This window comes from Carboxylicivirga marina, from assembly GCF_016612505.1.
GTDB classification, from domain to species: domain Bacteria; phylum Bacteroidota; class Bacteroidia; order Bacteroidales; family Marinilabiliaceae; genus Carboxylicivirga; species Carboxylicivirga marina.
The window spans coordinates 16,618-40,572 of the sequence record NZ_JAENRR010000018.1 but is presented as its reverse complement, the minus strand read 5'-3'; the positions used below and the strand labels follow the sequence as shown (position 1 = coordinate 40,572).

At 37.4% G+C, this 23,955-nt stretch carries 23 protein-coding genes; 10 read left to right on the top strand and 13 right to left on the bottom strand.

Annotation, left to right across the window (positions count from 1 at the left end; translation table 11 throughout):
* Position 1 precedes the first annotated feature (1 nt).
* The 5 genes from JIV24_RS09540 to JIV24_RS09520 form a co-directional block, all read right to left on the bottom strand.
* On the bottom strand, positions 2 to 2,764 hold the full coding sequence (locus tag JIV24_RS09540) for a sensor histidine kinase (RefSeq protein ID WP_200464804.1): 2,763 nt from the start codon (positions 2,762 to 2,764) through the stop codon (positions 2 to 4).
* Positions 2,765 to 2,914: 150 nt separating this feature from the next.
* Positions 2,915 to 4,237: a deoxyguanosinetriphosphate triphosphohydrolase gene (locus tag JIV24_RS09535; protein WP_200464803.1), complete on the bottom strand. Its 1,323-nt coding sequence runs from the start codon at positions 4,235 to 4,237 to the stop codon at positions 2,915 to 2,917.
* Position 4,238: 1 nt separating this feature from the next.
* Positions 4,239 to 4,964, bottom strand: coding sequence for a M48 family metallopeptidase (locus JIV24_RS09530; protein WP_289048280.1), 726 nt, complete (start codon positions 4,962 to 4,964; stop codon positions 4,239 to 4,241).
* Between the two features lie 445 nt (positions 4,965 to 5,409).
* Positions 5,410 to 6,603, bottom strand: coding sequence for a methyl-accepting chemotaxis protein (locus tag JIV24_RS09525; RefSeq protein ID WP_200464801.1), 1,194 nt, complete (start codon positions 6,601 to 6,603; stop codon positions 5,410 to 5,412).
* A 216-nt stretch (positions 6,604 to 6,819) separates the two neighbouring features.
* The gene (locus JIV24_RS09520; RefSeq protein ID WP_200464800.1) at positions 6,820 to 7,038 is read right to left on the bottom strand and encodes a hypothetical protein; all 219 of its coding nucleotides are present in this window, start codon (positions 7,036 to 7,038) and stop codon (positions 6,820 to 6,822) included.
* 175 nt (positions 7,039 to 7,213) lie between these two features.
* Here JIV24_RS09520 and JIV24_RS09515 point away from each other — a divergent pair, with 175 nt between their 5' ends.
* The 5 genes from JIV24_RS09515 (at position 7,214) to JIV24_RS09495 (ending at position 11,446) form a co-directional block, all read left to right on the top strand.
* Positions 7,214 to 8,434, top strand: coding sequence for a sensor histidine kinase (locus tag JIV24_RS09515; protein ID WP_200464799.1), 1,221 nt, complete (start codon positions 7,214 to 7,216; stop codon positions 8,432 to 8,434).
* Positions 8,434 to 9,120 carry a response regulator transcription factor gene (locus JIV24_RS09510; protein ID WP_200464798.1) on the top strand — a complete coding sequence of 229 codons (687 nt, stop codon included), beginning with the start codon at positions 8,434 to 8,436 and terminating at the stop codon, positions 9,118 to 9,120. The genes JIV24_RS09515 and JIV24_RS09510 overlap by 1 nt, the downstream gene beginning before the upstream one ends.
* Positions 9,113 to 10,021 carry an AraC family transcriptional regulator gene (locus JIV24_RS09505; protein ID WP_200464797.1) on the top strand — a complete coding sequence of 303 codons (909 nt, stop codon included), beginning with the start codon at positions 9,113 to 9,115 and terminating at the stop codon, positions 10,019 to 10,021. The genes JIV24_RS09510 and JIV24_RS09505 overlap by 8 nt, the downstream gene beginning before the upstream one ends.
* A 119-nt stretch (positions 10,022 to 10,140) precedes the next feature.
* Entirely contained in the window at positions 10,141 to 10,854 is a 714-nt protein-coding gene (locus tag JIV24_RS09500; RefSeq protein WP_200464796.1) for a pirin family protein, read from the top strand.
* Between the two features lie 19 nt (positions 10,855 to 10,873).
* Positions 10,874 to 11,446: a YceI family protein gene (locus tag JIV24_RS09495; RefSeq protein ID WP_200464795.1), complete on the top strand. Its 573-nt coding sequence runs from the start codon at positions 10,874 to 10,876 to the stop codon at positions 11,444 to 11,446.
* Between the two features lie 89 nt (positions 11,447 to 11,535).
* Here the strand turns inward: JIV24_RS09495 and JIV24_RS09490 are convergent, their stop codons facing one another.
* On the bottom strand, positions 11,536 to 12,846 hold the full coding sequence (locus tag JIV24_RS09490; RefSeq protein ID WP_200464794.1) for an MFS transporter: 1,311 nt from the start codon (positions 12,844 to 12,846) through the stop codon (positions 11,536 to 11,538).
* Positions 12,847 to 12,926: 80 nt separating this feature from the next.
* On the opposite strand from JIV24_RS09490, the gene JIV24_RS09485 reads away from it, so the two are divergent.
* A complete protein-coding gene (locus tag JIV24_RS09485; RefSeq protein ID WP_200464793.1) occupies positions 12,927 to 13,388 on the top strand; it encodes a pyridoxamine 5'-phosphate oxidase family protein in 462 nt (153 codons plus the stop codon).
* 102 nt (positions 13,389 to 13,490) lie between these two features.
* Here JIV24_RS09485 and JIV24_RS09480 read toward each other — a convergent pair whose 3' ends face one another.
* On the bottom strand, positions 13,491 to 13,970 hold the full coding sequence (locus JIV24_RS09480; protein WP_234445773.1) for an aminoacyl-tRNA deacylase: 480 nt from the start codon (positions 13,968 to 13,970) through the stop codon (positions 13,491 to 13,493).
* A 191-nt stretch (positions 13,971 to 14,161) separates the two neighbouring features.
* Between JIV24_RS09480 and JIV24_RS09475 the strand changes: the two genes are divergently transcribed.
* The 4 genes from JIV24_RS09475 to pyrH all read left to right on the top strand — a co-directional run bounded on the left by JIV24_RS09475 (position 14,162) and on the right by pyrH (position 16,732).
* Positions 14,162 to 14,548: a hypothetical protein gene (locus JIV24_RS09475; protein ID WP_200464792.1), complete on the top strand. Its 387-nt coding sequence runs from the start codon at positions 14,162 to 14,164 to the stop codon at positions 14,546 to 14,548.
* Entirely contained in the window at positions 14,549 to 15,214 is a 666-nt protein-coding gene (locus tag JIV24_RS09470; RefSeq protein ID WP_200464791.1) for a hypothetical protein, read from the top strand. It begins immediately after the preceding gene.
* Positions 15,215 to 15,262: 48 nt separating this feature from the next.
* The gene (locus tag JIV24_RS09465) at positions 15,263 to 15,865 is read left to right on the top strand and encodes a TlpA family protein disulfide reductase (protein WP_200464790.1); all 603 of its coding nucleotides are present in this window, start codon (positions 15,263 to 15,265) and stop codon (positions 15,863 to 15,865) included.
* A gap of 159 nt (positions 15,866 to 16,024) precedes the next feature.
* Positions 16,025 to 16,732 carry a UMP kinase gene (gene pyrH, locus JIV24_RS09460; RefSeq protein ID WP_200464789.1) on the top strand — a complete coding sequence of 236 codons (708 nt, stop codon included), beginning with the start codon at positions 16,025 to 16,027 and terminating at the stop codon, positions 16,730 to 16,732.
* A gap of 176 nt (positions 16,733 to 16,908) precedes the next feature.
* On the opposite strand, the gene porN is transcribed toward pyrH, so the two are convergent.
* The 6 genes from porN to JIV24_RS09430 all read right to left on the bottom strand — a co-directional run bounded on the left by porN (position 16,909) and on the right by JIV24_RS09430 (position 23,947).
* Positions 16,909 to 17,760, bottom strand: coding sequence for a type IX secretion system ring subunit PorN/GldN (gene porN, locus JIV24_RS09455; protein WP_200464788.1), 852 nt, complete (start codon positions 17,758 to 17,760; stop codon positions 16,909 to 16,911).
* Between the two features lie 19 nt (positions 17,761 to 17,779).
* Entirely contained in the window at positions 17,780 to 19,348 is a 1,569-nt protein-coding gene (porM, locus tag JIV24_RS09450; protein ID WP_200464787.1) for a type IX secretion system motor protein PorM/GldM, read from the bottom strand.
* Positions 19,349 to 19,391: 43 nt separating this feature from the next.
* Entirely contained in the window at positions 19,392 to 20,228 is an 837-nt protein-coding gene (gene porL, locus JIV24_RS09445) for a type IX secretion system motor protein PorL/GldL (protein ID WP_200464786.1), read from the bottom strand.
* Positions 20,229 to 20,267: 39 nt separating this feature from the next.
* The gene (porK, locus tag JIV24_RS09440) at positions 20,268 to 21,599 is read right to left on the bottom strand and encodes a T9SS ring complex lipoprotein PorK/GldK (protein WP_200464785.1); all 1,332 of its coding nucleotides are present in this window, start codon (positions 21,597 to 21,599) and stop codon (positions 20,268 to 20,270) included.
* A 44-nt stretch (positions 21,600 to 21,643) separates the two neighbouring features.
* Positions 21,644 to 22,603, bottom strand: coding sequence for a PorP/SprF family type IX secretion system membrane protein (locus tag JIV24_RS09435; RefSeq protein ID WP_200464784.1), 960 nt, complete (start codon positions 22,601 to 22,603; stop codon positions 21,644 to 21,646).
* 183 nt (positions 22,604 to 22,786) lie between these two features.
* Complete coding sequence (locus JIV24_RS09430; RefSeq protein ID WP_200464783.1) at positions 22,787 to 23,947, bottom strand: arginase family protein; 1,161 nt, start codon at positions 23,945 to 23,947, stop codon at positions 22,787 to 22,789.
* Between the last annotated feature and the right edge of the window lie 8 nt (positions 23,948 to 23,955).

Here is a 23,955-nt window from a genome sequence, read left to right as displayed (position 1 = left end):
TTTAAATTGGTATTTTAATTAAAACGGTGGTTCCTGAACAATCTTCTTCTTCGCTTCTGTCGATTAATTGAACCGAAAATGGATGATCTGACTGTGAATTTACAATATTTACCCGCTCTTGTATCATTTTAATGGCTTTTCCGTTTCCGCTATTTTGAGTTGAGCTCTGGTTAATTCCAATGCCATCATCAACAACTTCACATTTTAAGTAATGTTTGTTTTTTGTAAAGCGAATATCTATATGGCCATTACGTTTGGGAGCAATGCCGTGTACAACTGCATTTTCAACAAATGGCTGTATGAGCATGCCGGGTAATTCATCTTCTTCTGGATTTAGTTGTGAATCAACTATTAAATTAAACTCAAAGGGTACCCGAAGTTTTTCCAGCTCCAGATAATTTTGAATTAGTTTTAACTCATCGGCCAATGAAATCAGTTCTTTTGCTGAATTGTTCAATACCAAGCGCATCATATCGGCAAAACGTGACAAGTATATATTTGCCTTTTCAATCTTATTTTTATTAATTAAATGCTGAATAGAGCTCAGTGCATTGAATAAAAAATGAGGGTTCATTTGTGAACGAATAACCTTTAATTCAAGTTCAGCCAGTCGTCTAAAGCTTTCTTCTTTTTTCTTAATTTGGCGACTTCGAATTTTAATAAAGCCCCAAGCAATCAATCCAGAAAATAATAGAGTGAATAATATTGCAAAACCAAGCCGACGGGTGTCGGCTTGGTTATTAGCTTCTGGTTTATTCAAATCTTCTAATAGAACATCGTAAAAATCCGACGAACTAAAAGAACCTGCGCCAGTATTAATATTATTATGCAAGATGGTGCCGTCATTTCGTAGCAACATATAACGATTGACACCTGTTTTTAATATTTCAGTATCCTTGATTAAACTATCCTTTTCATGAAAATAAATCTTTACATTCTCACTATAATTTTTAGGTTTATTAGCCCATTTTTCTTTGATAAAGTTCCTGCGAACAACTACAATTTCGGCCTTCTTTTCGAAGCCAAGAGTAGTGAAAATACTATCTTGTTTACGTATTTCCTTCTCCTCCCATTCATAAGATATCATTGCATTGTTCATATTCAATAAGATATAACCATCAGCTTTTTCTTTTAAATTAAGATATGGTGCAATGGAGATATTCAAATCTTTAATGGATTGGTCTGCCTGGATTTTTTCCATTCGATCATATATATTCTTGAGCTGAGCATTAAATTTAGGTGCGTGACAATGATATCTAAACCAGTCATATTCCTTTTGGGCTTCGGTTAAAGGCTTCTCCTGTAAATATTCTGCAATAATACGTTGAGAACAATAATATTTAGGATAACCTCTAAATATCATCTTAGTAAGTAAAAGCTTCTCTTCATAACCGAAGTTCAGGATATTTGTTGAAAAGTTATTGCTGGAGATAGAAAGTTGTTGATACTTTATATATTCTTCTAAAAAAGTATGATAATGTCCCGAGGAATATAAGTAGTCAATCATCGGGGTTATTTTACATAGGTGTTTGCTTTCAAGGTGTTTTTGTAATTCACCCAAATTACCCTCAAATTCATTCCATTTCATCATTATATTCACTGCGATGAATAGTTCTGTTGCCACCCTATAATGCAAGTCTTTTTGTTTGCTTTCTCTCCAGAATCGAGACATTTGGTTCTTGTATTTGCTAAATACAGCTTCGTATTTTTTTTGTCTTTGCTCAAAAGTTTTGGCTAAATCAATCATACTTTTATCAGCCCATTTAAAGTAATAATTTTGCCAGTAATCTTCTCTAAGTTCATATGTGCATTGACAGGCTGCACTGCCTAAGCCGGAAAACTTTGTTTTTTCAGGAAAGCTACTTTCGTCAATATCTATTATTAACGAATCGTTAGGTGTTAAAGATAATGCAATGCTTTTATTGTTCAGGTAAATCCAGCAAGATTGTGGGTTCGGCATAAAAAAGGCAAATCGAAATTTATTACCATCTTGCGAAATAGGTTTAATCTTTTGGTCATCGCTTGTTTTGAAATTTATTATTGTGCTATCTGTAGCATTGTTGATATGGCAGATAACATTAACATTATGCATGAGTGTATAAGAAGCATTAGTAATACGCATTTCATCCCATTCTCTCCAGTTGTCATAATACAGAACCTGACTACTTCTTGTTTTTACTCTAGTATCACCGTATTTCAACCAATTATTAATATATGTGATCACTGATTTCTCATATAACTCCTTGGTATTGATCTCAATTTCTGAAGTGCTTCTAGTTGGAAGTCCGTATTTAAGAAAACCTTTTTTTATAAACTCACATTCAAAATTCAGTGATTCCTTTTCGAATTGATAATTTTCCTCAGTTATTTCCTTTTTATTAAGGTCAATTTTAATGATTAGTGAGTCTTTGTTTATAAAATAATTAGCAGTGCTTTGCTTTGGTGACATCGGAAAATTGGTATCGTAAAGGATGTAGTCATTCTTATATTCAAAGATATTTAGCAGCCTATCTATCTTACAGGATAATTGCAGTAGATCACCTTGCTTATCCGAAACAGTGATTTTATAAAATACTTGCTTTTTGCCTTCCACGCTCCATGGATTTCCATCTTTTCCGAAATCTTTATGTTGGTTTATTTGAGTGCATTCCAACTCAAACCAATCTCCTTTTTTAAGGGAATTAAGGTCTGGTAGAGGTGTATTAGCTGCCTGTAAAGACAAAAGACAGAACAAATAGATGAGGGAAATAGTCAGTTGTTTCATGTGTATAAAATTAATTGTTTAAAACTAGATGAAACAAATATGACCTCACAATCAATGAAGTACTATTGTGAATATATATCTGTCAGTTACTACTGGAAATATGGTAGCTATTGACGGATAAATGGAAAGTTTGAAAATCTGAATCTCAGCTTATTTCAGCCCAATCCCGCTTATTTTCTTATATAAATCCAAGGCATAAACATCTGTCATACCCGAAATGAAATCCAGAACCGATTGAATTTTTTCATATAAAGGCGTATCCTCATTTGTAGCAAACTGCTCAGGAATAAATGGCAATAACATCTTTGAATAGAAATCGTCTGGATTTGTTACTGCTTTAATAAACTCTTCGAGCAAGGTGCCCAATATACGATAGCCGGCTATTTCAATTTCAACCACCGATGGATGTTTGTAGATGCGTTTATAAGCTGTTGTCTTACAAGTTTCCATGGCTTCGAGTTCGGTTCCTGTAAGGTGGTCGATTAGTCCTTTTCTAAAAGTACCTTCAAGTATGGCTTCGTGCTTGTTCCAGAAAATATCAGTGCATTGATTCACTAATTTTCCGATCACCTTCGCGCGTAAAAAAGCCATCTGCTCATTTTTATCAGTTACTTCTTTAAATATTTCCTGAATCTTTACAAATTCATGAGCTTCGGTTTCTTTATCAAAAAAGGCAGTGAGCAATTGATAAGTTTCTTCATAAGAAAGAATCTTCAACTTATGCGCATCTTCAATGTCCATTACCTGATAACAAATATCATCGGCAGCTTCAACTAGATATACTAAAGGATGACGGGCATAGATGCCTTTCTCTTCATCCATCAGTTTAAGACCAAGCGATTGAGCAATGTGTTCAAATATGGCTTTCTCTGATTGGAAATAGCCAAATTTCTTCATGCCAATGCCCGATTCGTAGGGATATTTTAGAATAGAGGCGATGGTAGTGTATGTCATTGCGAAGCCTCCTTTACGTCGGCCTTTAAAAGCATGAGTGAGCATTCGTAATGCATTAGCATTGCCTTCAAAGCGAGTAATGTCGGTCCATTGCGAAGTTGTTAGTTCGTTTTTAAATTGTAATCCTTCGCCATTGGTAAAATAATGGCCAATGGCCTCTTCTCCTGAATGCCCAAAAGGAGGATTTCCCAAATCGTGAGCCAGACAGGCTGCCGCTACAACTGAGCCAATTTCAGCCACTAAGTCGGGATTTCCCAAGCCAGCTTGCAATAATTTCGATGAGATGTTATTTCCTAATGAGCGACCCACGCTAGCCACTTCAAGGCTATGCGTTAAGCGGTTGTGCACAAACACGCTTCCTGGCAAAGGAAATACCTGTGTTTTATCTTGTAATCGACGAAAGGGAGAGGAGAAGATTAAGCGATCATAATCGCGCTGAAACTGTGTGCGATCGTGATTTATTTCTTTTTTCTCTTCTTGTCCGGTACGTATAGTGGATAATAATTGCTCCCAGTTCATCTTAATAAATTTTTGTTTGGTAATCTTTCATGGCTTTGTCCAATTGCCTGGCCAAACCATTGCACATGATGTCTAATCGCGCCCAAAAATGTGGTCCATGATTTTTCTCGTGCACATGACACAATTCGTGCAAAAGTACATAGTCTACCAGTTCGCCAGGCAGGCGCATCAAATGTAGATTCAGATTAATGTTGTTAGTTGACGAGCATGAACCCCAACGTGATTTCAGATTCTTAATTGTCACGTTCTGATAGCGAATATTGTGCTGCTTAGCTAACCATGCCAATCGTCCTGGTAAAAAGCTTTTAGCTTCAAGTCGTAGCGATTCCTCAATGCCATATCGAATCACTTCTTGCACCTCAGGTGCTGAAACAGGCATGTTAGCCGGATAATTAACTTGTAGAATGCCTTCTTTTAACTGTAAGCGTACTTTTGGGTGCGCATGTTTGCTGATTCGTAAGGCAAATGAGCGGGTTTTAAATTCGGTTTGCTCATCAAAAATGGTCAGTTTTTGTTCTTTCTCTTCAAGCTTTTGAAGATTGCTTTGAATCCAGGCTTGTTTTTCGTGTAAAAAACGAATGCCCTCTTTGATGCTTTCGCCTTGAGGAACAATTAAGGTTACACCTGCGAAAGGCTTTAAACGAATGCTAATACGTTTAGCCTTCGCACTCTGACGAATGGTGACTTCTCCCAATCCGGGTATGTCAACTACTTGATCGTTTTTCACACTTTTACTTTCTGGCATAAAAGTAATAAATATTCAGAATGAAACGTGAGTGGATATTTCAGCTAATATTTTTAGTGACTACACCCGCGCCTTTCTTCTGAAGAAGCCATTCTTTTTACGCTTTCTCTTGTAATGACTTCTCACTTATTACTGACACATGACTGTGTAGAAATGGCTACTGATGACATTAATTTGATTCATTCCCATAAATATATCGTTGATGACCAATTAGAAATCATTTATTCCCGCATAAAAATCGCTGATGCCCATATAGATTTGGTTGATGCCCAATTTATTTTCATTCATGACTGGTCATCTGTCATTCTACAATGGTTATGAGCCATTTTTTGATGGATTGATATCATTTATAATTGGTTATTAATCGTTTATGAGATAGTGTAGGCAAACAAAAAACGAGTGACTTGTGAAAACGTATGATTATATATTACTTGATGATGTAGCCTTGCGTCCAACATTTTTTCATACTGGAACGGTTAAGACTTACTTTGATTGACTTTCCCTGATTTGAAAAAAAACCTAATTTTTTAATTAATGAAGCTGCCTGTTCAACCATTTGGCCGGCACTCGATGACATTTCTTCTGAAATGGCGGCGTTATTTTGTGTTGAACGGTTGATTTCCTGAAGGGCATTATTTATCTGCGTAGCACCCAGGTTCTGTTCCTCACTTGATGAAGCTATCTCTGCAATTAAATCGGCATTTTTCTTAATAAGAGGAACGGTATACTTTAATTTTTCTATTGCTGTTTCTGCAACCTCATTGCCTTTTTTCGAGAATTCGTCAATTTCTTTAGCTGCGAGTTTACTACGTTCGGCGAGTTTGCGCACCTCGCCTGCAACTACTGCAAATCCACGTCCCTCTTCACCTGCTCGTGAGGCTTCAACGGCTGCATTCAATGCTAAAAGATTGGTTTGGATAGCAATTTCATCTATCACTTTAATTTTTTCGTTGATTTGTTGCATTGAAGTTAAAGCTTGCTGCGTACTAGCGAAGCTTTCATCAACCGATAAACTGGCTTGGTTTGAATTTTCTTTGGTTGCATTTGCATTTTGGCTATTGGCTTCAATGTTAGCTGCCATTTCTTCCATGGCTGATGATATCTCTTCTAATCCAGAAGCTTGCGTATTAGCAATCGATGATATTTCACTAGCTGTTTCATTGAGGTTGCTGCCCATGCGATTAACTTCATTGGCCGATGTGCTCACTTCAGTCATAACACTGCCTACCTTGGCTTGCAGGTTGTTAATGGCCTTATGAATTTCAAATAATTCACCTTTAATAGGCGCTGTGTATTTGACTTGTTCAGGAGATATTTGACCCGATGCAATGGTTTTTAGCTTTTCTGTAATATTGCCCAGTGGTTTTTTAATTTGCAGATAAACAATGTATTGCATAATAACGGTGACAATTATGCCACACAGAAGAGCAGCCCAGAAAGGATAGGCATCTGGATGGTTGTAATGAATACGACTGTTCATCACGGTTAAAAACACATTAATCATCCACAAGGCACCAATCCTGAAAAAGATACTGCCCTTGTATAACAATCTTAAAATTAAATAACCAACCGAGCCAGTTGTTACTAAAATAATAACAAACCTGACAATAAATGAATCCATTCCCATCATGTATCTCCTAAATCTTGTGTACTCTTTTATTCACTAACGTAAAAGTAGGTAATATTCAAAATGTGATCGTGATTACGTTAAATGAAATTGCGAATATACAAAAGTAATACTATCATACGTGATGATATTTGTTAGGTTGCGAAAGATGCAAAAAAAAGCCACTTCGAATGAAGTGGCTTTTTTAGATAGCAATAAAATTTACTGCAATTATCCTTTTTTCTTTTTTTCTCCAGAGCATTCTTTTTTCTCGCCACAAGCTTTCTTCTCAGAGCAGGCTTTTTTCTCCGAACAACATTCTTTTTTCTTCTTCTTGTCCGTTGTTTGTTCCTTTTTTTGAGGCTCCTGATCAATAGTAGCTGCCATTGTAGGTGAAGCAATTGCCAAAGTAAAAGCAAAAAGGAACGAAAGGATTAATGTCTTCTTCATAATAAAGTGTTTTAAATATTAATTAAATGTTTGTGATAATACAAATGTAAGTTTGATATCGATAAAGGTAAGTTATTGACTTGTTAATCGTTGTTAAGACGATGTTAAAAGAAGACAATTAGGTCTTTTATTTTGGTAATTTTGAGGCATTAATTAGAATATGTACTTTAGAAAAATGGGGAAGAACAAAAAATATTATGGCTTATCAATCGCTACTTTCATTGGTTTAGCCCTTTTGTTGTTTATTCAAATCAATTATATCGTAAGAGCTGCCCGATTAGAAGAGAAGAATTTTAATCACCGGGTGGTAATGGCTTTGAAAGATGCCCGTGATGAGATTGGTAATCGTCTGTGCCCCGAAATGGATAAATTTCTGTGCGGTAATGATTGTATCAATGCCCGACGAAAAAGTGCCGAAGTAGATAGTATCATTCACTCGCAACTAGAGATATATAACCTACCGCTTAATTATACGTTTGCTGTTACCGACACTTTAATTGGTCAAAACTCATCTTTAATTTGGGGACCAAAATGTTATCAGCAAACGCTAAATGGTTTGTTGGAGCGCGAAGGCATTCGACTGCGCTTGCAATTTCCCGATAGGAATCGATTTATTCTGGCCGAAATGAGCGGTTTATTTTTCATGTCTATTATTATCATTTTGTTCTTACTCGCTTCGTATACCATACTGCTTCGTTTAATTCGGCGTGAGCAAGCTCTCATGACACACATGCGTGAGTTTGTTAATAACATGTTGCATGAGTTTCAAACGCCACTCGCCAATATCCGACTAGCGGCCAATATGATTCTGAAAAAGAAAAGCAATCAGGAAAAGACGGGTGATTATGCACAAGTAGTTATCAATGAATATGAGCGTATGCAATCGCATGTCGAAGATATATTAAAGTTGTCTTGCGATACCAATAGCGAAGCCGAGCGTAATGAAATAGATATGAAAGAGGTAATTGAGCAGTTGATGAGGTCATTTGCCTATCGTATTGAAGAAAAAGGCGGAGAGATGAAAGCATCCTATAATGCTAAAAGGCATCATTTGAATAGTTATAATAGTCGCTTGTCATTGGTGATGTCAAATCTGCTGGATAACGCCATTAAGTACAGTAAAGAGCAGGCAAACATTAGCATCAATACATCGGAGGAGAAAAACAATTTATGCATCAAAGTAAGTGATAAGGGCATTGGAATTTCAAAAAAGGAACTGCCATATATATTTGATCAATACTATAGAGTTGGAACCGGCGATGTACATGATGTGAAGGGATTTGGCCTGGGATTAACTTTTGTTAAGAAAGTAATTGAAGAACACAATGGGCAGATATCTGTTGAAAGTGTAGAAGGTAAAGGAACATGTTTCACTATTTTGTTACCCTTTGAATAATGGCTAAGATTTTATTGGTTGAAGACGATATAAGCATGGGTTTTCTGTTGGTCGATTTTCTCGAATCCAATGGTTTTGATGTAAAATTGTATAAAGATGGTAAGCGTGGCTTAGAAGCATTCAGAAAGGGCAAATACGACTTTTGTATACTGGACGTAATGCTGCCCGGTATGGATGGTTTTACCATTGCTGAAAATATTCGCGAGGAAAATAAAAAAGTACCCATCATCTTTCTGACAGCTCGTTCCATGAAGCAGGATAAAATTAAGGGCTTCCGCTTGGGTGTAGACGATTACATTACTAAACCCTTTGACGAAGATGAACTACTTTGCCGCATACAGGCCATTCTTAACCGTATACAATTACAAAATGAACAGCCCAAACAGGAAATAAGCAAGTTTGAAATTGGCACTTATCATTTCGATTCGGCGAATCAGAACCTGGAAGGAAATGGCTTTTCAAAACGTCTCACACAAAAGGAATGCGATGTATTGAAGATTCTTTGTCTGACGATGAATGAGATTGTAAAACGTGAGGATATATTAATTGCCGTTTGGGGTGAGAATGATTACTTCCATGGTCGTAGTTTAGATGTTTTTATAGCCAAACTGAGGAAATACCTCAAGGAAGATGCTTCCATATCGATTGAAAATGTGCCTAAAGTTGGTTTTGTATTAAATGGATAAGGTGAATGCCCACAATCAGATAAAAACCTTTCAGTTGGCTAAAAATAATGGTGAAGCAATTGATTTTATCATTAAGTCAACGGCCGATATACATGATATGCTGGAAGGGAAACCAGAATTAATGGATCATCCTCACCGACATGATTATTTTACCATTATTTTAGTTGAGAAAGAACTCGGTGGCGTTCATATCATCGATTTTAAGGAATACCAGTTGGAAGGCGCTGCCATTCATTTTGTGTATCCGGGTCAGGTGCATCAGTTTTTAAGTGATAGCCGCCCCAATGGTTATGTCATAAATTTTAGTTCAACCTTTTTAATGCAAAATGGCATTTCAGAGGAGTTAATTAATCGGGTATACCTTTACAATTCTTTTGGCGATTCGCCACCCATGCCCATAAATGAGCTACAACTGCATACGCTCACATACATAGTTGAGCAAATGAAAAGTTATCAGAATGGCGATAACTTTTTTAAGTATGAAGCATTAGGTGCATTACTCAAACTGTTTATCATTAATATTTCTGGTGCATGTAATCTGGCTAAGCTAAATGCCGAGTACGACACGAGTAGCAACCGTTTAATTCGTGAATTTAAACAGCATATCGAGCGTCGGTATAAACAAATACATAAAGTGCAACAATATGCCGAGTTGTTATCTGTATCGAGCGATTATCTTAATCGATATGTCAAAACGAAAACCGGAAAGTCAGCCAAAGAGTACATTCAGGATAAACTAATGATTGAGGCCAAACGCCTTTTGCTATTTACTGAGATGTCGGGCAAAGAGTTGGCTTTTGAACTCGGGTTTGAAGAGCCTTCGCATTTTGCATCTTTCTTCAAAAAAATAAGCGGACAATCACCTATCGCCTTTCGACAGTCGGTACGAGAAATGGGATAAACAGTCTAAATCTCAAATAAAAGACTATAAGGTCTGATTTTTATAATCAATGCGCTGTTTTTCGTAATTACTTGTTTTATAGTCTGTCGTATGTTTGCAATGTACAAATACACAATGCCATGCAAACACAAATTTTTAGAGCAGAAAGTAGAGGAGGAGCCGATTATGGATGGCTGAAAGCGAATTACTCATTTAGTTTTGCCAATTACCATAATCCTGAGCGTGTGCATTTTGGTGTATTACGCGTTTTGAACGATGATGTCATTGCACCAGCAAAAGGATTTGATACACATCCACACGATAATATGGAAATCATTACCATTCCTTTATCAGGGCGATTAGCGCATAAAGATAGCATGGGACATACTTCTTACATCGAAAGTGGTGAAGTACAGGTAATGAGCGCCGGAAAGGGTATTTTTCATAGTGAATTTAATGGTAGTGATGATGATGAATTAAAGCTGTTTCAAATATGGCTTTTCCCAAATCAGCGAAATGTTGAACCTCGTTATCAGCAAATATCATTGAGTTCGGTGGAACAAAAAAACACATTGTACCAGATATTAAGTCCTAAGGCAGATGATAGTGGTGTGTGGATTTACCAGGATGCCTGGTTCCATATGGGAGATTTGGATCCAGACTGGCAAGGTAGCTATGAAATTAAGAAGCCAGGTAATGGCGTTTACCTCATGGTTATTGAAGGTGAAGTAAAAGTGGCAGGGCAGCTTCTTAGTACGCGTGATGCCATTGGTATTACCGATACTGAAACCTTTACAATTGAAACAAACTCAGCAGCTCGCATCCTAATAATGGATGTTCCAATGAATATTTAAATAATAAACACAATAAATTATGAAAGCAAGAATTTTAATTACCGTATTAGCAATAATAGCTATGGTGGCTAGTGCAAATGCACAAACAGTTAAGGCCAATGTTGAAGCATCAGCTTTAAAATGGACTGGAACAAAAGTAGTAGGATCATCACACTATGGCTTTATTAAGTTGAAAGAAGGAAGCCTGGAGCTTAAAAAAGGTCATATACAGAAAGGTCATTTTGTGATTGATATGAAAAGCATGACCAATATCGATGTTGAGAATGAAGAGTATAATAAGAAACTAATTGGTCATTTGTTTTCAGATGATTTCTTTGGTGTTGAAACATATCCTACAGCAACTTTGGCATTAGCTTCGGTTACGAAGTTTAAAAATAATGAAGCTACAGCTAAAGGGCAGTTAACCATTAAAGGTCAGGTGCATCCTGTTGAATTTACCATCGAGAAAAAAGATAATGATTACATTGCTTCCATCACGGTTGACCGTACTTTATATGGTATCCGATATGGTTCAGGTTCATTCTTCGATAATTTGGGCGATAAAGCCATTAGTAATGATTTTACCATGGATGTAAGCCTTGTAGTTGAGTAAATAAATTCACTATTGAATAAATAACAAGCGTTTGACAGCGTAGGTAAAAACAGCTCATTATTAGTTTATATCCGCCTTAAGTTGATAGTCTATTGAACTGTCTTCTTTGGCGGATTTGCTTTTAATGAGCCAATAGCAATTGCAATAACAAAGGCCAAGCTAATGTATGCAATGGTTGCAAATGTGTTGGTCAACGTTTTAGCCAGACTAAAGAAATAGGGTCCCAAAGCACTAGCCATAACCATCATCGACATGGCTTTGCCAGATATAGCTCCCAAATGCTTTCGTCCATAAAAGCGAGGCCAGGTAATGGCATTAATTACTGCGAATAAACCGCCGGTTATGCCAAGGCCAATGATGATGAGGTAAGTGGCAAGTGCATTTTGAAGCATCAGTAAGCCAACACTGCCAACAAGAGCACCGAGTATCATCAGGTAAAGCAATATTTTCAATCGTATCCAATCGCTGATAAAATTGGCGCTTATCGATGTGATCACAGAAACCACTGTCATTGGCAGAAAAATGCTAATGGATTCGGTGCGCGATAATCCTGCTTCGGCAAACAGTGCCACCACATGAAAGGTTAACCCGGTCACAAAAAATGCATGAAAGGCTAATATTAGGGCATACATCCAAAAACTTCGGGATTGTTTGGCTTCTTTTAAGGTTGATGATTTTGAGTCTTCTGCATTTAAACTCTTTTTTGTATCGGTTTTACTTTTACCATCCGGATGCAGTCCATGCGCTTCCGGATTATCTTTATAAAAAAACAAAATCATTATCAGAACAAGGGTTAATCCTGCTGCCATCACTTGCCAGGCACCTTGCCAGGTATATCGTTGAATTAAATAATCGATAAAGATAGGAGAGGCCGAGAAACCAAGGGAGACACTTACACTACTAAAAGCATTAATGCGACCACGCATTTGGTCAAACCATTTCATAATCATGTTGCGCGATGTCATGGTAAGAACACCTTGACCACTTAAACGCAGCAGGAAAAACAAAACGATCATTAATACAAATGGAATCGTCCAATGGCTGAATCCAGTAATAAGACTAATTTGACCTGCGATGATTGGTGATACAGAGCATAGCAATAAGGTTATTATCAAAATAAGTACAGATGTGGCTGCTGTTTTGGTGACTCCAAATTGATCATACAATTTTCCTGCTTTGGTTAATGCAATGGAACTTAACAAAGTGCCAAACATATATGCCAGGCTAAACTGATCGCGTGTTAACATTAATGCATCTTTAACCGGATCGGTAAAAGTTGATACTCCGGCTGTTTGTCCGGGAATGCTGGCCCATATTCCAATAGTACCGGTTATGGCAATAATGTAGCCATAAAAGAAAGGGCTTTTGTCTGCTTGTATAATACTTAGTTTGGTACTCATCGGGTTTAAAGGTATTAAAAAAGCATTCGATTACCGATATAATTTGCAGGTAGCTATATTTGTATTCAAATGTTACGATTATGCGACGCAAAGAAAGAGAAATAAAAGATGCTGTCATCATCCATCAAATATTGTCACAATCGAGTGTTTGCCGTTTAGCCATTTACGACGAACATTTCCCTTATATCGTACCAATGAATTATGGCTATGCTGATGGTAAGCTCTATTTTCATTGTGCATTAGAAGGCCGCAAGCTGGATTTAATCAGGAAGAATAATAAGGTTGGTTTTGAAATAGAATACGACAGTGAAGTAGTAAAAGGTGATGTATCATGTCAATGGACAACGCGATATCGCTCTGTGATTGGAACTGGTGAAGTAGAAATTATTTCCGATGATGAAGGTAAGAAATTTGGTTTTGACGTAATTATGAAACAGCACGGAAAGGAAAATAATGAATACATACCAGCAGTTTTAAATAAAGCACTTGTTCTGAAAGTGAATATTATGTCCTATACTGCCAAGCAAGCCGGTGATTGGTAAACAAAAAATGCCCGGCATAATGAGTAAACACATTGATGCCGGACATTCTAAACATCTCACATTACATCTGATGGAATTGTAATTATTATAGAGCCTCCGCTATTAGGCTTCGGCAATGTTTGTTCTGGCTATTTTTACAACAGTCGGATGAACAAGACGCTGATAATCTTTATAAGTCATTTGTATGAGTTCAGCATGATTACAAGCATTAAAGGCAATAGTTGTGTCCTCTGTTAACTTTTCGGCCACAAATACCTCCATGTTATACAAGTTGCCAAAAGGTGGTTGTGCACCTACTTCACAATCTTTAAATGCATCTTTAAATTCAGATTCGGTGGCCAAGCGTACGTTTTTGGCAGCGGTGGCGCGCTGTAATTCCTTCAAATCAATTTGGAAAGATGCTGGTATAACGACCATACACAGTTTACCATCAATTTTTACCATCACAGTTTTCGCAATTTCATTGCCCGAGATATGCGAATAGGCGGCTGTTTTTTGTGCAGTATAGGCTCTGGAATGAACAATGCGTTTGTAGTTAATGTGTTCCAAATCCAGATACTTCTCTAGACGTGTCAGTGGCATAATTTTCCCTCCATTTAAGTGTTTATAATATCAACCCTAATAAAAGCCATTATAAGTTACTATCAAATCGAAGGACTGTAAAGAGCTAAAGGCAGATAAAATATTCACTTTATCCTTAATCATTGATTTTCAGTAGTCATTTTTCTATTCGAGTTATTTATGCCAATTTTGTGGCTTTAAATAATGTGAGAATGGGAAATGAACAGGTGTTGACTACCGAAGAATTACATTTTTTGGGTATTAAGGTAGTCTATAAAGATATGGTTGATAAGGGATATAAGGTGCTAAACGTTCGTAAAGAGTCAGATGTTAATCCACAAATATTAGCTACCAAAGATGATAAACGCTATTTTGTGGTGGTGCGTACAGAAGCATATCCTGATATGGGATTATTATTGCCTCACATAGCCGCAGAGGTGATGAAGCATGGTAATAAACATAAGGCCATCTGTTATTTTGCAAGTGTAGGTATTGCTAATGCCAATGGGGAGACAAAAGAAGAAATGGCCAAGCCAGTAAAGGATGGTGAATATTACATTAATTATAAAGGCTTAGAGCTCTTTCCAACCTATACCTAAATGATGAACTTTGATAAATTAAAGGCTTTTTATCATCAAAACCGATTGATTATTCTTGTTGGATTAGGTTTTTTGCTGATGATGCAAATCTGCAGTAAGGGTGGACGTGTTGAACAAGTAAAGGTAAGTTCTCAGGAATCGACTCAGCAAGAAGCTATCGAAAATGACGATACTGAACTAAAACCCTTAAATGAAATCTATTACAAACAACAGCAAGAAAAGCAAGAGCGTAATCCTGAGATGATTTCTTTGTACTTGCTGATGGGAATGGTTTTGCTGGTATATGTGGCTACTAAACGCGGATGGCTGCAAAAACTTACACCGTCTATTGTTTGGGTATCCATCAGAATGCGTCGTGATAAAATAACGAAAGCAAGAGTGGCAACCATAATGATTAATAATCAGACTAAAGAGAGCCTCACATTCTTTCCGCCTGTGTTGGCATTTGGCATCCCATTTAAAAAAGTGCGTAAGTTCAGAATAAAAGGAAATGCTCAAAGTGATGTATTTCCATTAACATTAATGCCTGGTACAGCACATCGCTTAACAATTAATATAAATAGCTTTAGGCAGAAAGCAGGATTGGTAAAAGGAAATAGCTGGGTAAAAGTGGAGGTAAATGCTGGTATAAAACAATACGGTTCGTTGTGGAAGTATTTGTTTTAAAACCTTAATAGGTATATGTTGTTATAATCAAACAATAATTTTTGGATAATGAAGAAAGGATTTTGGGCAGAACAATGGTATAAATACCGACGTAAGAAAACGGTACTTGGCATCGTGTTTGACTTTTTATTTACCGTATTACTTGTCGCCATGTTAATTCCTGGCACTCGTAAAGTTGTTCAGTCAACCATTATTCGTTATAGCATGTTTCAGCCTCGCGAGAGTAAGGAAGTTACTTATTTGACCGATAATGATTATCAATGGCGGGTAGAAGATTTAGAAGGAAATTCGGTTGAGCTTTCTGAGTTAAAGGGGAAAGTTATTTTTATTAATTTTTGGGCCACCTGGTGTCCACCCTGTATTGCCGAAATGCCCTCAATTCAACGATTATATGACGAGTACCAAAATGACATGGCATTTATACTGGTTAGTCAGGAGTCAAAAGGTATTCTTCGCGATTTTATGGCCGAAAAAGAATTTACCTTTCCAGTATATGTATTGCGTAGTCGCCAACCCGATGTTTTTTCATCGCGTAGTATTCCGGCTTCTTTCCTTATCTCACCCGAAGGACAGGTGGTGATGAAGAAACAAGGAGCAGCACGCTGGGATGGGAGTAAGGTTAAAAAAAGGCTGAATGAAATGTTGCAATAAGAAATATCGAAAAAGATTTAAATAAGAGTGAGACAGGTTTCTTGCTCTTTTTTTTGTGTCATGATAATGATTCATTAGGTTTTTACAGTAATTGCTTCACTATTTTCTTCATAATCATTTCTTATCTTTGAATGCTTGAAAACTAACAAATAAAAGAAGATGAAATACAAACGAGTACTGTTAAAACTAAGTGGCGAATCTTTAATGGGAGAGCAAGGATATGGTATTGATCAAGAGCGATTGAACGATTATGCTGAGCAAATTAAAGATGCTGTTGCAATGGGAGTTCAGGTTGGTATCGTTATTGGCGGAGGAAATATTTTCAGAGGATTAAGCGGTGCATCTAAAGGATTTGATCGTTATAAGGGTGATCAGATGGGCATGTTGGCAACCGTTATTAATGCATTGGCTTTACAATCTGGATTGCAGGCAATGGATGTTAAAACCCGTGTGATGACAGCTATTCGAATGGAACCGGTAGGTGAATATTACGATAAGCCAAAAGCTGTGGCGGCCTTGGCACAAGGAGAAGTAGTGATATTAGCTGCCGGAACTGGTAATCCTTATTTCACAACTGATACAGGTTCTTCATTAAGAGGTATTGAAATTGAAGCCGATGTGATGTTAAAAGGTACTCGTGTTGATGGAGTTTATACAGCTGATCCGGAAAAAGATCCAACAGCTACTAAGTTTGATGAGATTACATTTGATGAGATCTATAATCGTGGTTTAAAAATAATGGATTTAACCGCCACCACCATGTGTAAAGAGAATAAGCTCGATATTGTTGTCTTTGACATGGATACCAAGGGTAACCTTATTAAAGTGCTAAAAGGTGAAAATATCGGCACGCTGGTTAAGAATTAGAGCAACAAGTATAGATATATAGAAGGGATGTTTTCAGATATTGAAAGCATCTTTTTTTTGTGCCTTATTTGTGCATTGAAACATCTTTTTGGACGAGGAAATATTCCATGTTTAACGAAAAAAGGGAGCAAAATTGCTCCCTTTATATATTTAGACTAGTAAACTTTATCCTTTGATTAGAATTCCCACATATCGTGTTCTTTCTCAAAAATGCTTTGTTTGATTCTTTCTGATTCCATCATTGCTTCCATACCTGCGGTATATTCTTCAATACCTCGGTTATCATACACGTTGGCTTCTTTGTAGATGTAGCTACCGAAATAACGCTTGATGAAAATATCATCGTAAGTACGTCGTTGGGCATCATTACGAGGGTTAAAAATCTCATGACGGGCGAATAAGCCTCTCGCTTCCGGGAAATAGATCCAGAATGCCTGTGTTTTTCTTATTTGAGCATTTTCACCTGCATCACTTGGTACGAACTCTCTAATTGGGCATAAGCCAATGATACGTACATCCATGCGTGAATATTTTCTATCGAAGAACCAGATCTCTTTTAACATGACCTGCTTAATGTCTGTCGATTGGATTTTACCTTCGATTATTTTATCCTCGTACAATCCGGTTTCAGCATTACGAATTTGTTGTGTATCTGATACAGCCCCCATCTCACGCATTACCTGATCCAACGTTAAAGCTACCTGAAATTCATCTTCAGTAGAAGTTGAATAGGCCGTTAAACCTTCGTATTTAATGCCGTAAATTAATAAGTCAATCAGACTATATCGATTATCCATTTGTGTGGTTGGATAATACATTGGCAAATTAATCTTCTCACGTAAATCAATCACACGCCAAATTTTCTTCGCCCATAATACATCTGCTTCACGCACATGTGCATAAGGTATTGGCTTTCGGTTTGGTACATGATCCTTGGTGTATAGCTCAGTGTTTACTTCCTGTGCGTTTGCTACATCAGCTGCACCAAATCCTACCAAAACAATTAGGATAAAGAATAATCTTTTCATCGTCTTTAATTTTTATTTCCTAGTCAACAGTTATCACTAAAGGTGCCAGCTTCTTATTTCTGCCATCCGGACCAATAGCTTTTATTTCTTCCACGGTTATTTTTGCACCTCGTGGACATCCACTAATAAGATCCCGTTGCTCCTGAGTCATGATATTACTATTGGATAACTTACTCTGGAAGAAACCATTCTTAACAGTTGCAATACTAAACTGTGTTACTTTATATTCTAATTCAAAATCAAAGTCAGGACCCATTTCAGCAAATATTCCACTTTGGGCTTCAAGTAATCCTTTACTGACTTTTCCTTCACTCTTACCAGCTATGGTGGCATACGGCAACGGAAGTGGCTTTATACGGAACTCCTTACTACCAATTCGTTGTCTTTTACCAGCAATGTTAGCATACACAGTAACGATTGATTTACCTCCTGCAAAACCTCGCTTAGGCTTAACATCAAAAACGCCATTACCTTTTGAACGCTTAGTTGCATTTGAGAAGGTCACATCTAACTGGCTGGCTGAAATACCTGGAACAGAAACTTCCACCGGATTATCAAGTGCTTCGTAAAAAACATTCATTTTCATTGGTGAAATGACCGCATTTGGTTGCATCACCTCAAATTCATGTTCGATGTCGTAAGGTATATCTTTACCATTCGGATCTTTAAACCAAATTTTTCCTTGCCATTTTTGTTTACCAACTCTATTAGCCGGAATCTCTAAAACTCCAATTCCTGCTTCGTTTGGTTCAATACTATAGCCAGGGATTTCAAAACGTGGTTTTTGATAATCATCTGTTGCTGCAATAAACAGTTCAACACTATATTTATCGCCCTTAAGGACCATTGATGAGCTAGGCTTAACAACTGATCTTACATTATTAAATTTATATGTATTCTCATCTATACCACTTAAAAGCGATGACATTACATCTGCTTGCGTACTTCTTACATTACTTTGAATACTGCTTAATAAGGCAAATGATGCAGATAGCGGCAAGTGCTCAAATTTTTGACTTTCCCACGAAACTTGCACTTGACCTTTTTGCGAAGGAGCAGCCGGTTCTGTTGAAAGAATCTTGTTCAATGAAGCAATCATTACGGTATCAGTCTCCGCATCCAGATAACTAATCAAAAGTTCTTTGTATGCATTGATCTTGTTCTTCAATTCTTCACTACGCGCTCCGCTCCTCTCGGTTATCATAATCTGAGGAGCAATATCTTGATTGCTGGTACTTAGGTAATTGTCCAAAGTAGCCTCCGGCCCATCAACCGTGTGCACCATTAATAATTTTAAATCATATATATGATTGTAAAGTGAATCAGCAGCTGATTTTATAGCATCCGCTTTTACGCGAGCGGGTTTTACCTTTGCTTCATTTACAGCTTCAGCAGCTTTAAATTGATCAATGAGGTCTTTATTCTTTTTATCGGTCGTTTTAATACTTTCCTGTATGCTTTCGTCTACCAGTTGAAATGCCTGAAGTAACTCACCTGACACATTTAAAGCCAACATGGCTGTCAGGAATAAGTACATCATTCCGATCATTTTCTGCCTGGGGGTTTCGGGACAATTTCCGCCACTCATAGTTATATTCTTTAATTAGCAGTTAATAGAATGATCTTCTTGATTATTTGTTACCCATATTCATGGCACTTAGCATATTGCCATAAATTGCATTTAATTCTGATACTGACTGGCTTAATTGTGCCACTTGCTCACGGTATACTTTGGCATCATTGGCTGACTGCTGAAACTGACCTGTTATCTCAGTTAAGCCTTCAGTTAATGCTTGAGATGCCTGAACCTGACTGTTGACACCTTGTAATTGTAACTCATAAGCTGAGTTAATGGCAGCCAGATTTTTAGTTACATCACCCAATTTCTCACCATATGACTGGTTGTTGTTAGAAAGCGTTTCGAAATGTGCTTTTAAACTTTCGCCAGATGATGCATATACGTTAGCTAATGCTTCACTATTTTGGGCCATAGAAGCCTGTTGGGTAGCAAACTGACCAACTGCTTCTCCAGCATTTTTCATGTTGTTTATATAGGCATCTGTTGCAACAGTTGCATTGCCTAAATCAGATAATTGAGATGAAGTATCTGAAAGTTTTCTAATGCCTTCCGTCAATTTTGCAATGTCTTTATCTTCTAAATTACCACTTTGAACCAAGGCAGCTAATTCACTTCCGCCACCATTCCCAGTTGCGTGCCCTCTTGGCTCAAGGCCATGTAGTTCGGGATATACTAATCCCCAGTCAGGCATTTCGTGTGGTTTTTCAAATGCCGATAGTGCAAAGATCACGGCTTCTGTACCTAATCCTGCAATCAACATAGCCGTTGCTCCAGGTAAATGAAGAATTTTCCAAAGTGCTCCTAAAATTACTACAGCTGCACCAAGACCGTATACTTTACCCATTACATTTTTATAAGCTGGGCTCTCAACAAATTCCGAAATACTCATAATGAACTATTTTTTTCAATAACCGTCCTAAAATTGATATTAATAGTCACCAATGTAATCTCTTACACATCGGAAACCGATAAAAGAAGTAGATGAATCCTGATACTCATATGTACGAGTTCCATTTTGTAGAAAGAATCCTACATCTTTCCATGAACCACCACGAAGTACTTTACGCTTCATTACATGAGGATCATCTGGTAAAGCGTTGTATTTATAAGTAGGATTGAAATCGTGTGTAAAAGTGTAAGCCGATTCGTCATATGCACTTGATGTCCATTCTGCTACATTACCCGCCATGTCAAATAAACCATAATCATTTGGCGCATATGAACCTACGGACATTGAAGTCATACCACCATCATCGCCATATCGACCACGTAAAGGCTTAAAGTTGGCTAAGAAACAACCTTTGTCGTTACGTGTGTACATGCCTCCCCAAGGAAAAATAGCATGTTCTAATCCTCCTCGAGCTGCATATTCCCACTCTGCTTCTGTAGGAAGTCGGTAATTATTAACCGGTGGTTCACCTTTACTCTTAAGGTAGTTATTTAGCAATTGAGTTCTCCAGATACTGAATGCTGTTGCTTGCTTCCAGTTAACACCTACAACGGGGTAATCGTCGAAACCAGGATGCCAGAAATATTTCTCAGTCCAAGGCTCATTAAATGAGTAGGTGAAATCAGCAATCCAACACAATGTATCAGGATATACGTTTACGGCATCTTTCATGATAAAAGCCGAACGATCTGTTATTTCACGTTCTTCGCCTTTTTGATCGTAAACAACACCTTCATACTGTTTGGTTTCATAGTTGTAGCGGTTACTTCTTTTAGCCGCTTGCAACAGGTCTACCCATTCGTATTCATAAGTGAGTTTACGTGTATCAATCTCTTTTCTTCTGAAGAAACGCTCGTTTTCAGGTAAGAACATCTCATCCAAAATTTCGGCATACTCTTCATTATCCCATTCAATTGGTTCTTCCCAATTAATAAATGGAGGATCGATTTCATTGCCTAAATAATCTTCGCTAATAAGAAATTCTTCAAATTGCTCACCTAGTAACTGACGCGCAATAGAGTCTCTAACCCAATAAACAAACTGGCGGTATTCGCTGTTTGTTACTTCTGTTTCATCCATCCAAAATGAACGAACAGAAACTGTTTTTGATTGGGAGGTCATTGTATTAGCAATGTCCACATCATTTGGTCCCATATTAAAACTTCCCTGAGGAATAAATAACATTCCGTATGGGTCTGGTTCATAAAATGAGGCCCGGCGTGCTACGCCAGTTAATTCTCCACCGCTGGATTGTCCGCATCCAGTTAAGATGGTGATTAAAATGACACTGATGGCAAGTACTTTCTTCATAATAGCCTTAATATCTGAATTACTCTTTTACTTATTCTTATATTCTATAAATATCTTACACTCTTGTATTGTTTCTTTCTTTTCTCGAGACTTAAGTCAAATTTGTAGCCTAACATAATTTCATGAGAACCATTTTTTGCACCGCTCAATTGCGAAATACTCACATCATAGCTATAGCCAATTCGCAAACCATTATTAAGTTCTACTCCACCGAGTAGTACAATGGCATCTTGCATGCGATAGCTTAATCCGCCCCAATACTTGTCTTTCAATATGCCGTTTATATTCCAGTCAATCTGGTAGCTCGACATATTTGTTTTCAGAAATATGGATGGTATTAATACGATTGGTCGTTTTTTCATTTGAATGCGATAACCTCCGGTAATAAAAACTGTACGGTCGAGGTAAGAAGTGTATGTGTCCTTAAATTTAGGTTTTGGTTGATTAAGGTGAGCCACTGATATTCCTAGATAATAATCTTTGTTATCAAGATAAGCTCCAAATCCAGCATCAAAAGCCATTCCTTCGTCATCAGGAAATGATTCTTCAGAATGGTAGCCACCATCTTGAAAATCTCCTGTGCCTTGCGGCATTGTGCTTAATGTACTTCCTTTAATGCCTTGGTTAACGAGGCCTAAAGAGAGTCCTACTCCTAATTTACCGTAATCTGTTTCCCATCGTTTTGAATAGATGGCCGACAAGTATATACTTGTAAAAGCCCCTATTTCATCATTCATAATGGATAAACCAATTCCGCTGTTCCATCCCAATAAATTAATTTCTGTATCAACTCCGAATACCGTTGTACTTGGAGCCATTCCGTCAAATCCGCCCATCCACTGTTGTCTGTTTCCCAGTGTTACGTTGACCATTTCGTTTGTGCCCGCGTATCCTGGGTTGACAGTCAGTTGATTAAACATGTTCTGACTGAACTGTGGATATTGCTGCCCCCATGTTACAGAAGCAACGCAAAATAACAGAAAAAATACTATTCTCCTAGCCATGCCTTAAAAAAGCTGGTGTTAACAAATAGAACCGTAGTTCTTTACATTTCTGATTGATATACTTTATGCATCAATCATTTACTATTACCAGCTGACAAAATGCTGGGGATATATACTCTAATTTTGTGTCAAAGGTTTCATTTTTCAATATTATAAATCAGAAAAAGCGCTATTTAATTTTAATTACAAGTGCTTTTTCTGGATGTAACGAAACCATTTTTCCGGTATTTCATTTGCTGATGCTGTTTCAAAATCATTGCGTGTGCAAGCTATTATTTCAGCTTGTTTTTTTTCGCCAGGTATTTCGACCCACCATCTGTCGTTATCCGGATTATTATAAAACTTGATTTCAAGTTCGTAATCCTCAAGATAAACAATGAATTGTCGGTAACTGTCCAGTACTTTTACCGGATAATCATTATAACGTAAAGCTATGCCTTCTAGTATGTGCCAGATGGCTTGCGCTTTCAATGTGATTCCTTGTTGGTTGATATCCAGCTCTGTATCTAACTCGTAAATGCCATAAACTTTAAGTCTGTCACTTTGACCAGCGTACCAGGTAAGTTGGCAAAGTTCTTCACCGGTTAAACCATTTGGCATTGCATTATGTCTTGCTGGCTGGTCGCACTGGCGTACACAGGTCATATCTATGCTCAACACATCAGCATCACGCATCAGTGGTTCGGCCAATTTATGCCCTAGTTGCCTTATCTGACCTAGTCGAAGGATGTCAAAGGCGTGTTCGTTGATTTTATTTTCCTGAAACTGGCTATATAAATATTTTTGTGCACTTATAACCGATAGATCATGAGGACGCGAATCAGCATTTTCACAAAGAAATCCTAAAAAACTATTGGCCGAATAATCTTGATCAGATGATAGCCAGTCAATTTGTGAGTCGATAAGTGTCAGGTTGTATTCAGGCACCTTTAGCTTGGTGCCTTTAACAATTGGTAAAGTATAGTCTTGACTACCACCAATTACAATCGGTAATGTGTTGAAAGTAATTAGGTCCGCAATGATTTCCTCAATTGCTTTGTATCGGTCATCAATGGTATTGCCTTTTAAGTTGCCAAGATCAACTATCTTTAATTCTTTTGACAGCTTTCTTAGACCCAATAAATGTGACCGAACTTTGTCGGGTGCCTGTGAGCAGCCCTTATGTATTGAGTTTCGTGAATCAGTTATGCCAATTATAGCAATGTCGATATCGTTCCACTCACATGTTGGGTTATCCTGAAAACAAATTATTTGATCGATTAATCGTTCATCATTGGAGCCGACGAATGCTTCAAAGGTATGAAAGTCAGGTTTGTCAAAATAGTGTATCCAGTCTTCAGTCACAGTTTGGG

Bases quoted from the DNA above. Each gene is read 5' to 3' on its own strand.
- JIV24_RS09490 (WP_200464794.1), bottom strand. From the start codon at position 12,846: ATGAGTACCAAACTAAGTATTATACAAGCAGACAAAAGCCCTTTCTTT.
- porL (WP_200464786.1), bottom strand. From the start codon at position 20,228: ATGAGTATTTCGGAATTTGTTGAGAGCCCAGCTTATAAAAATGTAATG.
- JIV24_RS09485 (WP_200464793.1), top strand. From the start codon at position 12,927: ATGCGACGCAAAGAAAGAGAAATAAAAGATGCTGTCATCATCCATCAA.
- JIV24_RS09435 (WP_200464784.1), bottom strand. From the start codon at position 22,603: ATGGCTAGGAGAATAGTATTTTTTCTGTTATTTTGCGTTGCTTCTGTA.
- porN (WP_200464788.1), bottom strand. From the start codon at position 17,760: ATGAAAAGATTATTCTTTATCCTAATTGTTTTGGTAGGATTTGGTGCA.
- JIV24_RS09465 (WP_200464790.1), top strand. From the start codon at position 15,263: ATGAAGAAAGGATTTTGGGCAGAACAATGGTATAAATACCGACGTAAG.
- JIV24_RS09480 (WP_234445773.1), bottom strand. From the start codon at position 13,970: ATGCCACTGACACGTCTAGAGAAGTATCTGGATTTGGAACACATTAAC.
- JIV24_RS09510 (WP_200464798.1), top strand. From the start codon at position 8,434: ATGGCTAAGATTTTATTGGTTGAAGACGATATAAGCATGGGTTTTCTG.
- JIV24_RS09500 (WP_200464796.1), top strand. From the start codon at position 10,141: ATGCAAACACAAATTTTTAGAGCAGAAAGTAGAGGAGGAGCCGATTAT.
- JIV24_RS09535 (WP_200464803.1), bottom strand. From the start codon at position 4,237: ATGAACTGGGAGCAATTATTATCCACTATACGTACCGGACAAGAAGAG.
- JIV24_RS09470 (WP_200464791.1), top strand. From the start codon at position 14,549: ATGATGAACTTTGATAAATTAAAGGCTTTTTATCATCAAAACCGATTG.
- porK (WP_200464785.1), bottom strand. From the start codon at position 21,599: ATGAAGAAAGTACTTGCCATCAGTGTCATTTTAATCACCATCTTAACT.
- JIV24_RS09540 (WP_200464804.1), bottom strand. From the start codon at position 2,764: ATGAAACAACTGACTATTTCCCTCATCTATTTGTTCTGTCTTTTGTCT.
- JIV24_RS09505 (WP_200464797.1), top strand. From the start codon at position 9,113: ATGGATAAGGTGAATGCCCACAATCAGATAAAAACCTTTCAGTTGGCT.
- JIV24_RS09475 (WP_200464792.1), top strand. From the start codon at position 14,162: ATGGGAAATGAACAGGTGTTGACTACCGAAGAATTACATTTTTTGGGT.
- pyrH (WP_200464789.1), top strand. From the start codon at position 16,025: ATGAAATACAAACGAGTACTGTTAAAACTAAGTGGCGAATCTTTAATG.
- JIV24_RS09515 (WP_200464799.1), top strand. From the start codon at position 7,214: ATGGGGAAGAACAAAAAATATTATGGCTTATCAATCGCTACTTTCATT.
- JIV24_RS09495 (WP_200464795.1), top strand. From the start codon at position 10,874: ATGAAAGCAAGAATTTTAATTACCGTATTAGCAATAATAGCTATGGTG.
- JIV24_RS09525 (WP_200464801.1), bottom strand. From the start codon at position 6,603: ATGGATTCATTTATTGTCAGGTTTGTTATTATTTTAGTAACAACTGGC.
- porM (WP_200464787.1), bottom strand. From the start codon at position 19,348: ATGAGTGGCGGAAATTGTCCCGAAACCCCCAGGCAGAAAATGATCGGA.
- JIV24_RS09520 (WP_200464800.1), bottom strand. From the start codon at position 7,038: ATGAAGAAGACATTAATCCTTTCGTTCCTTTTTGCTTTTACTTTGGCA.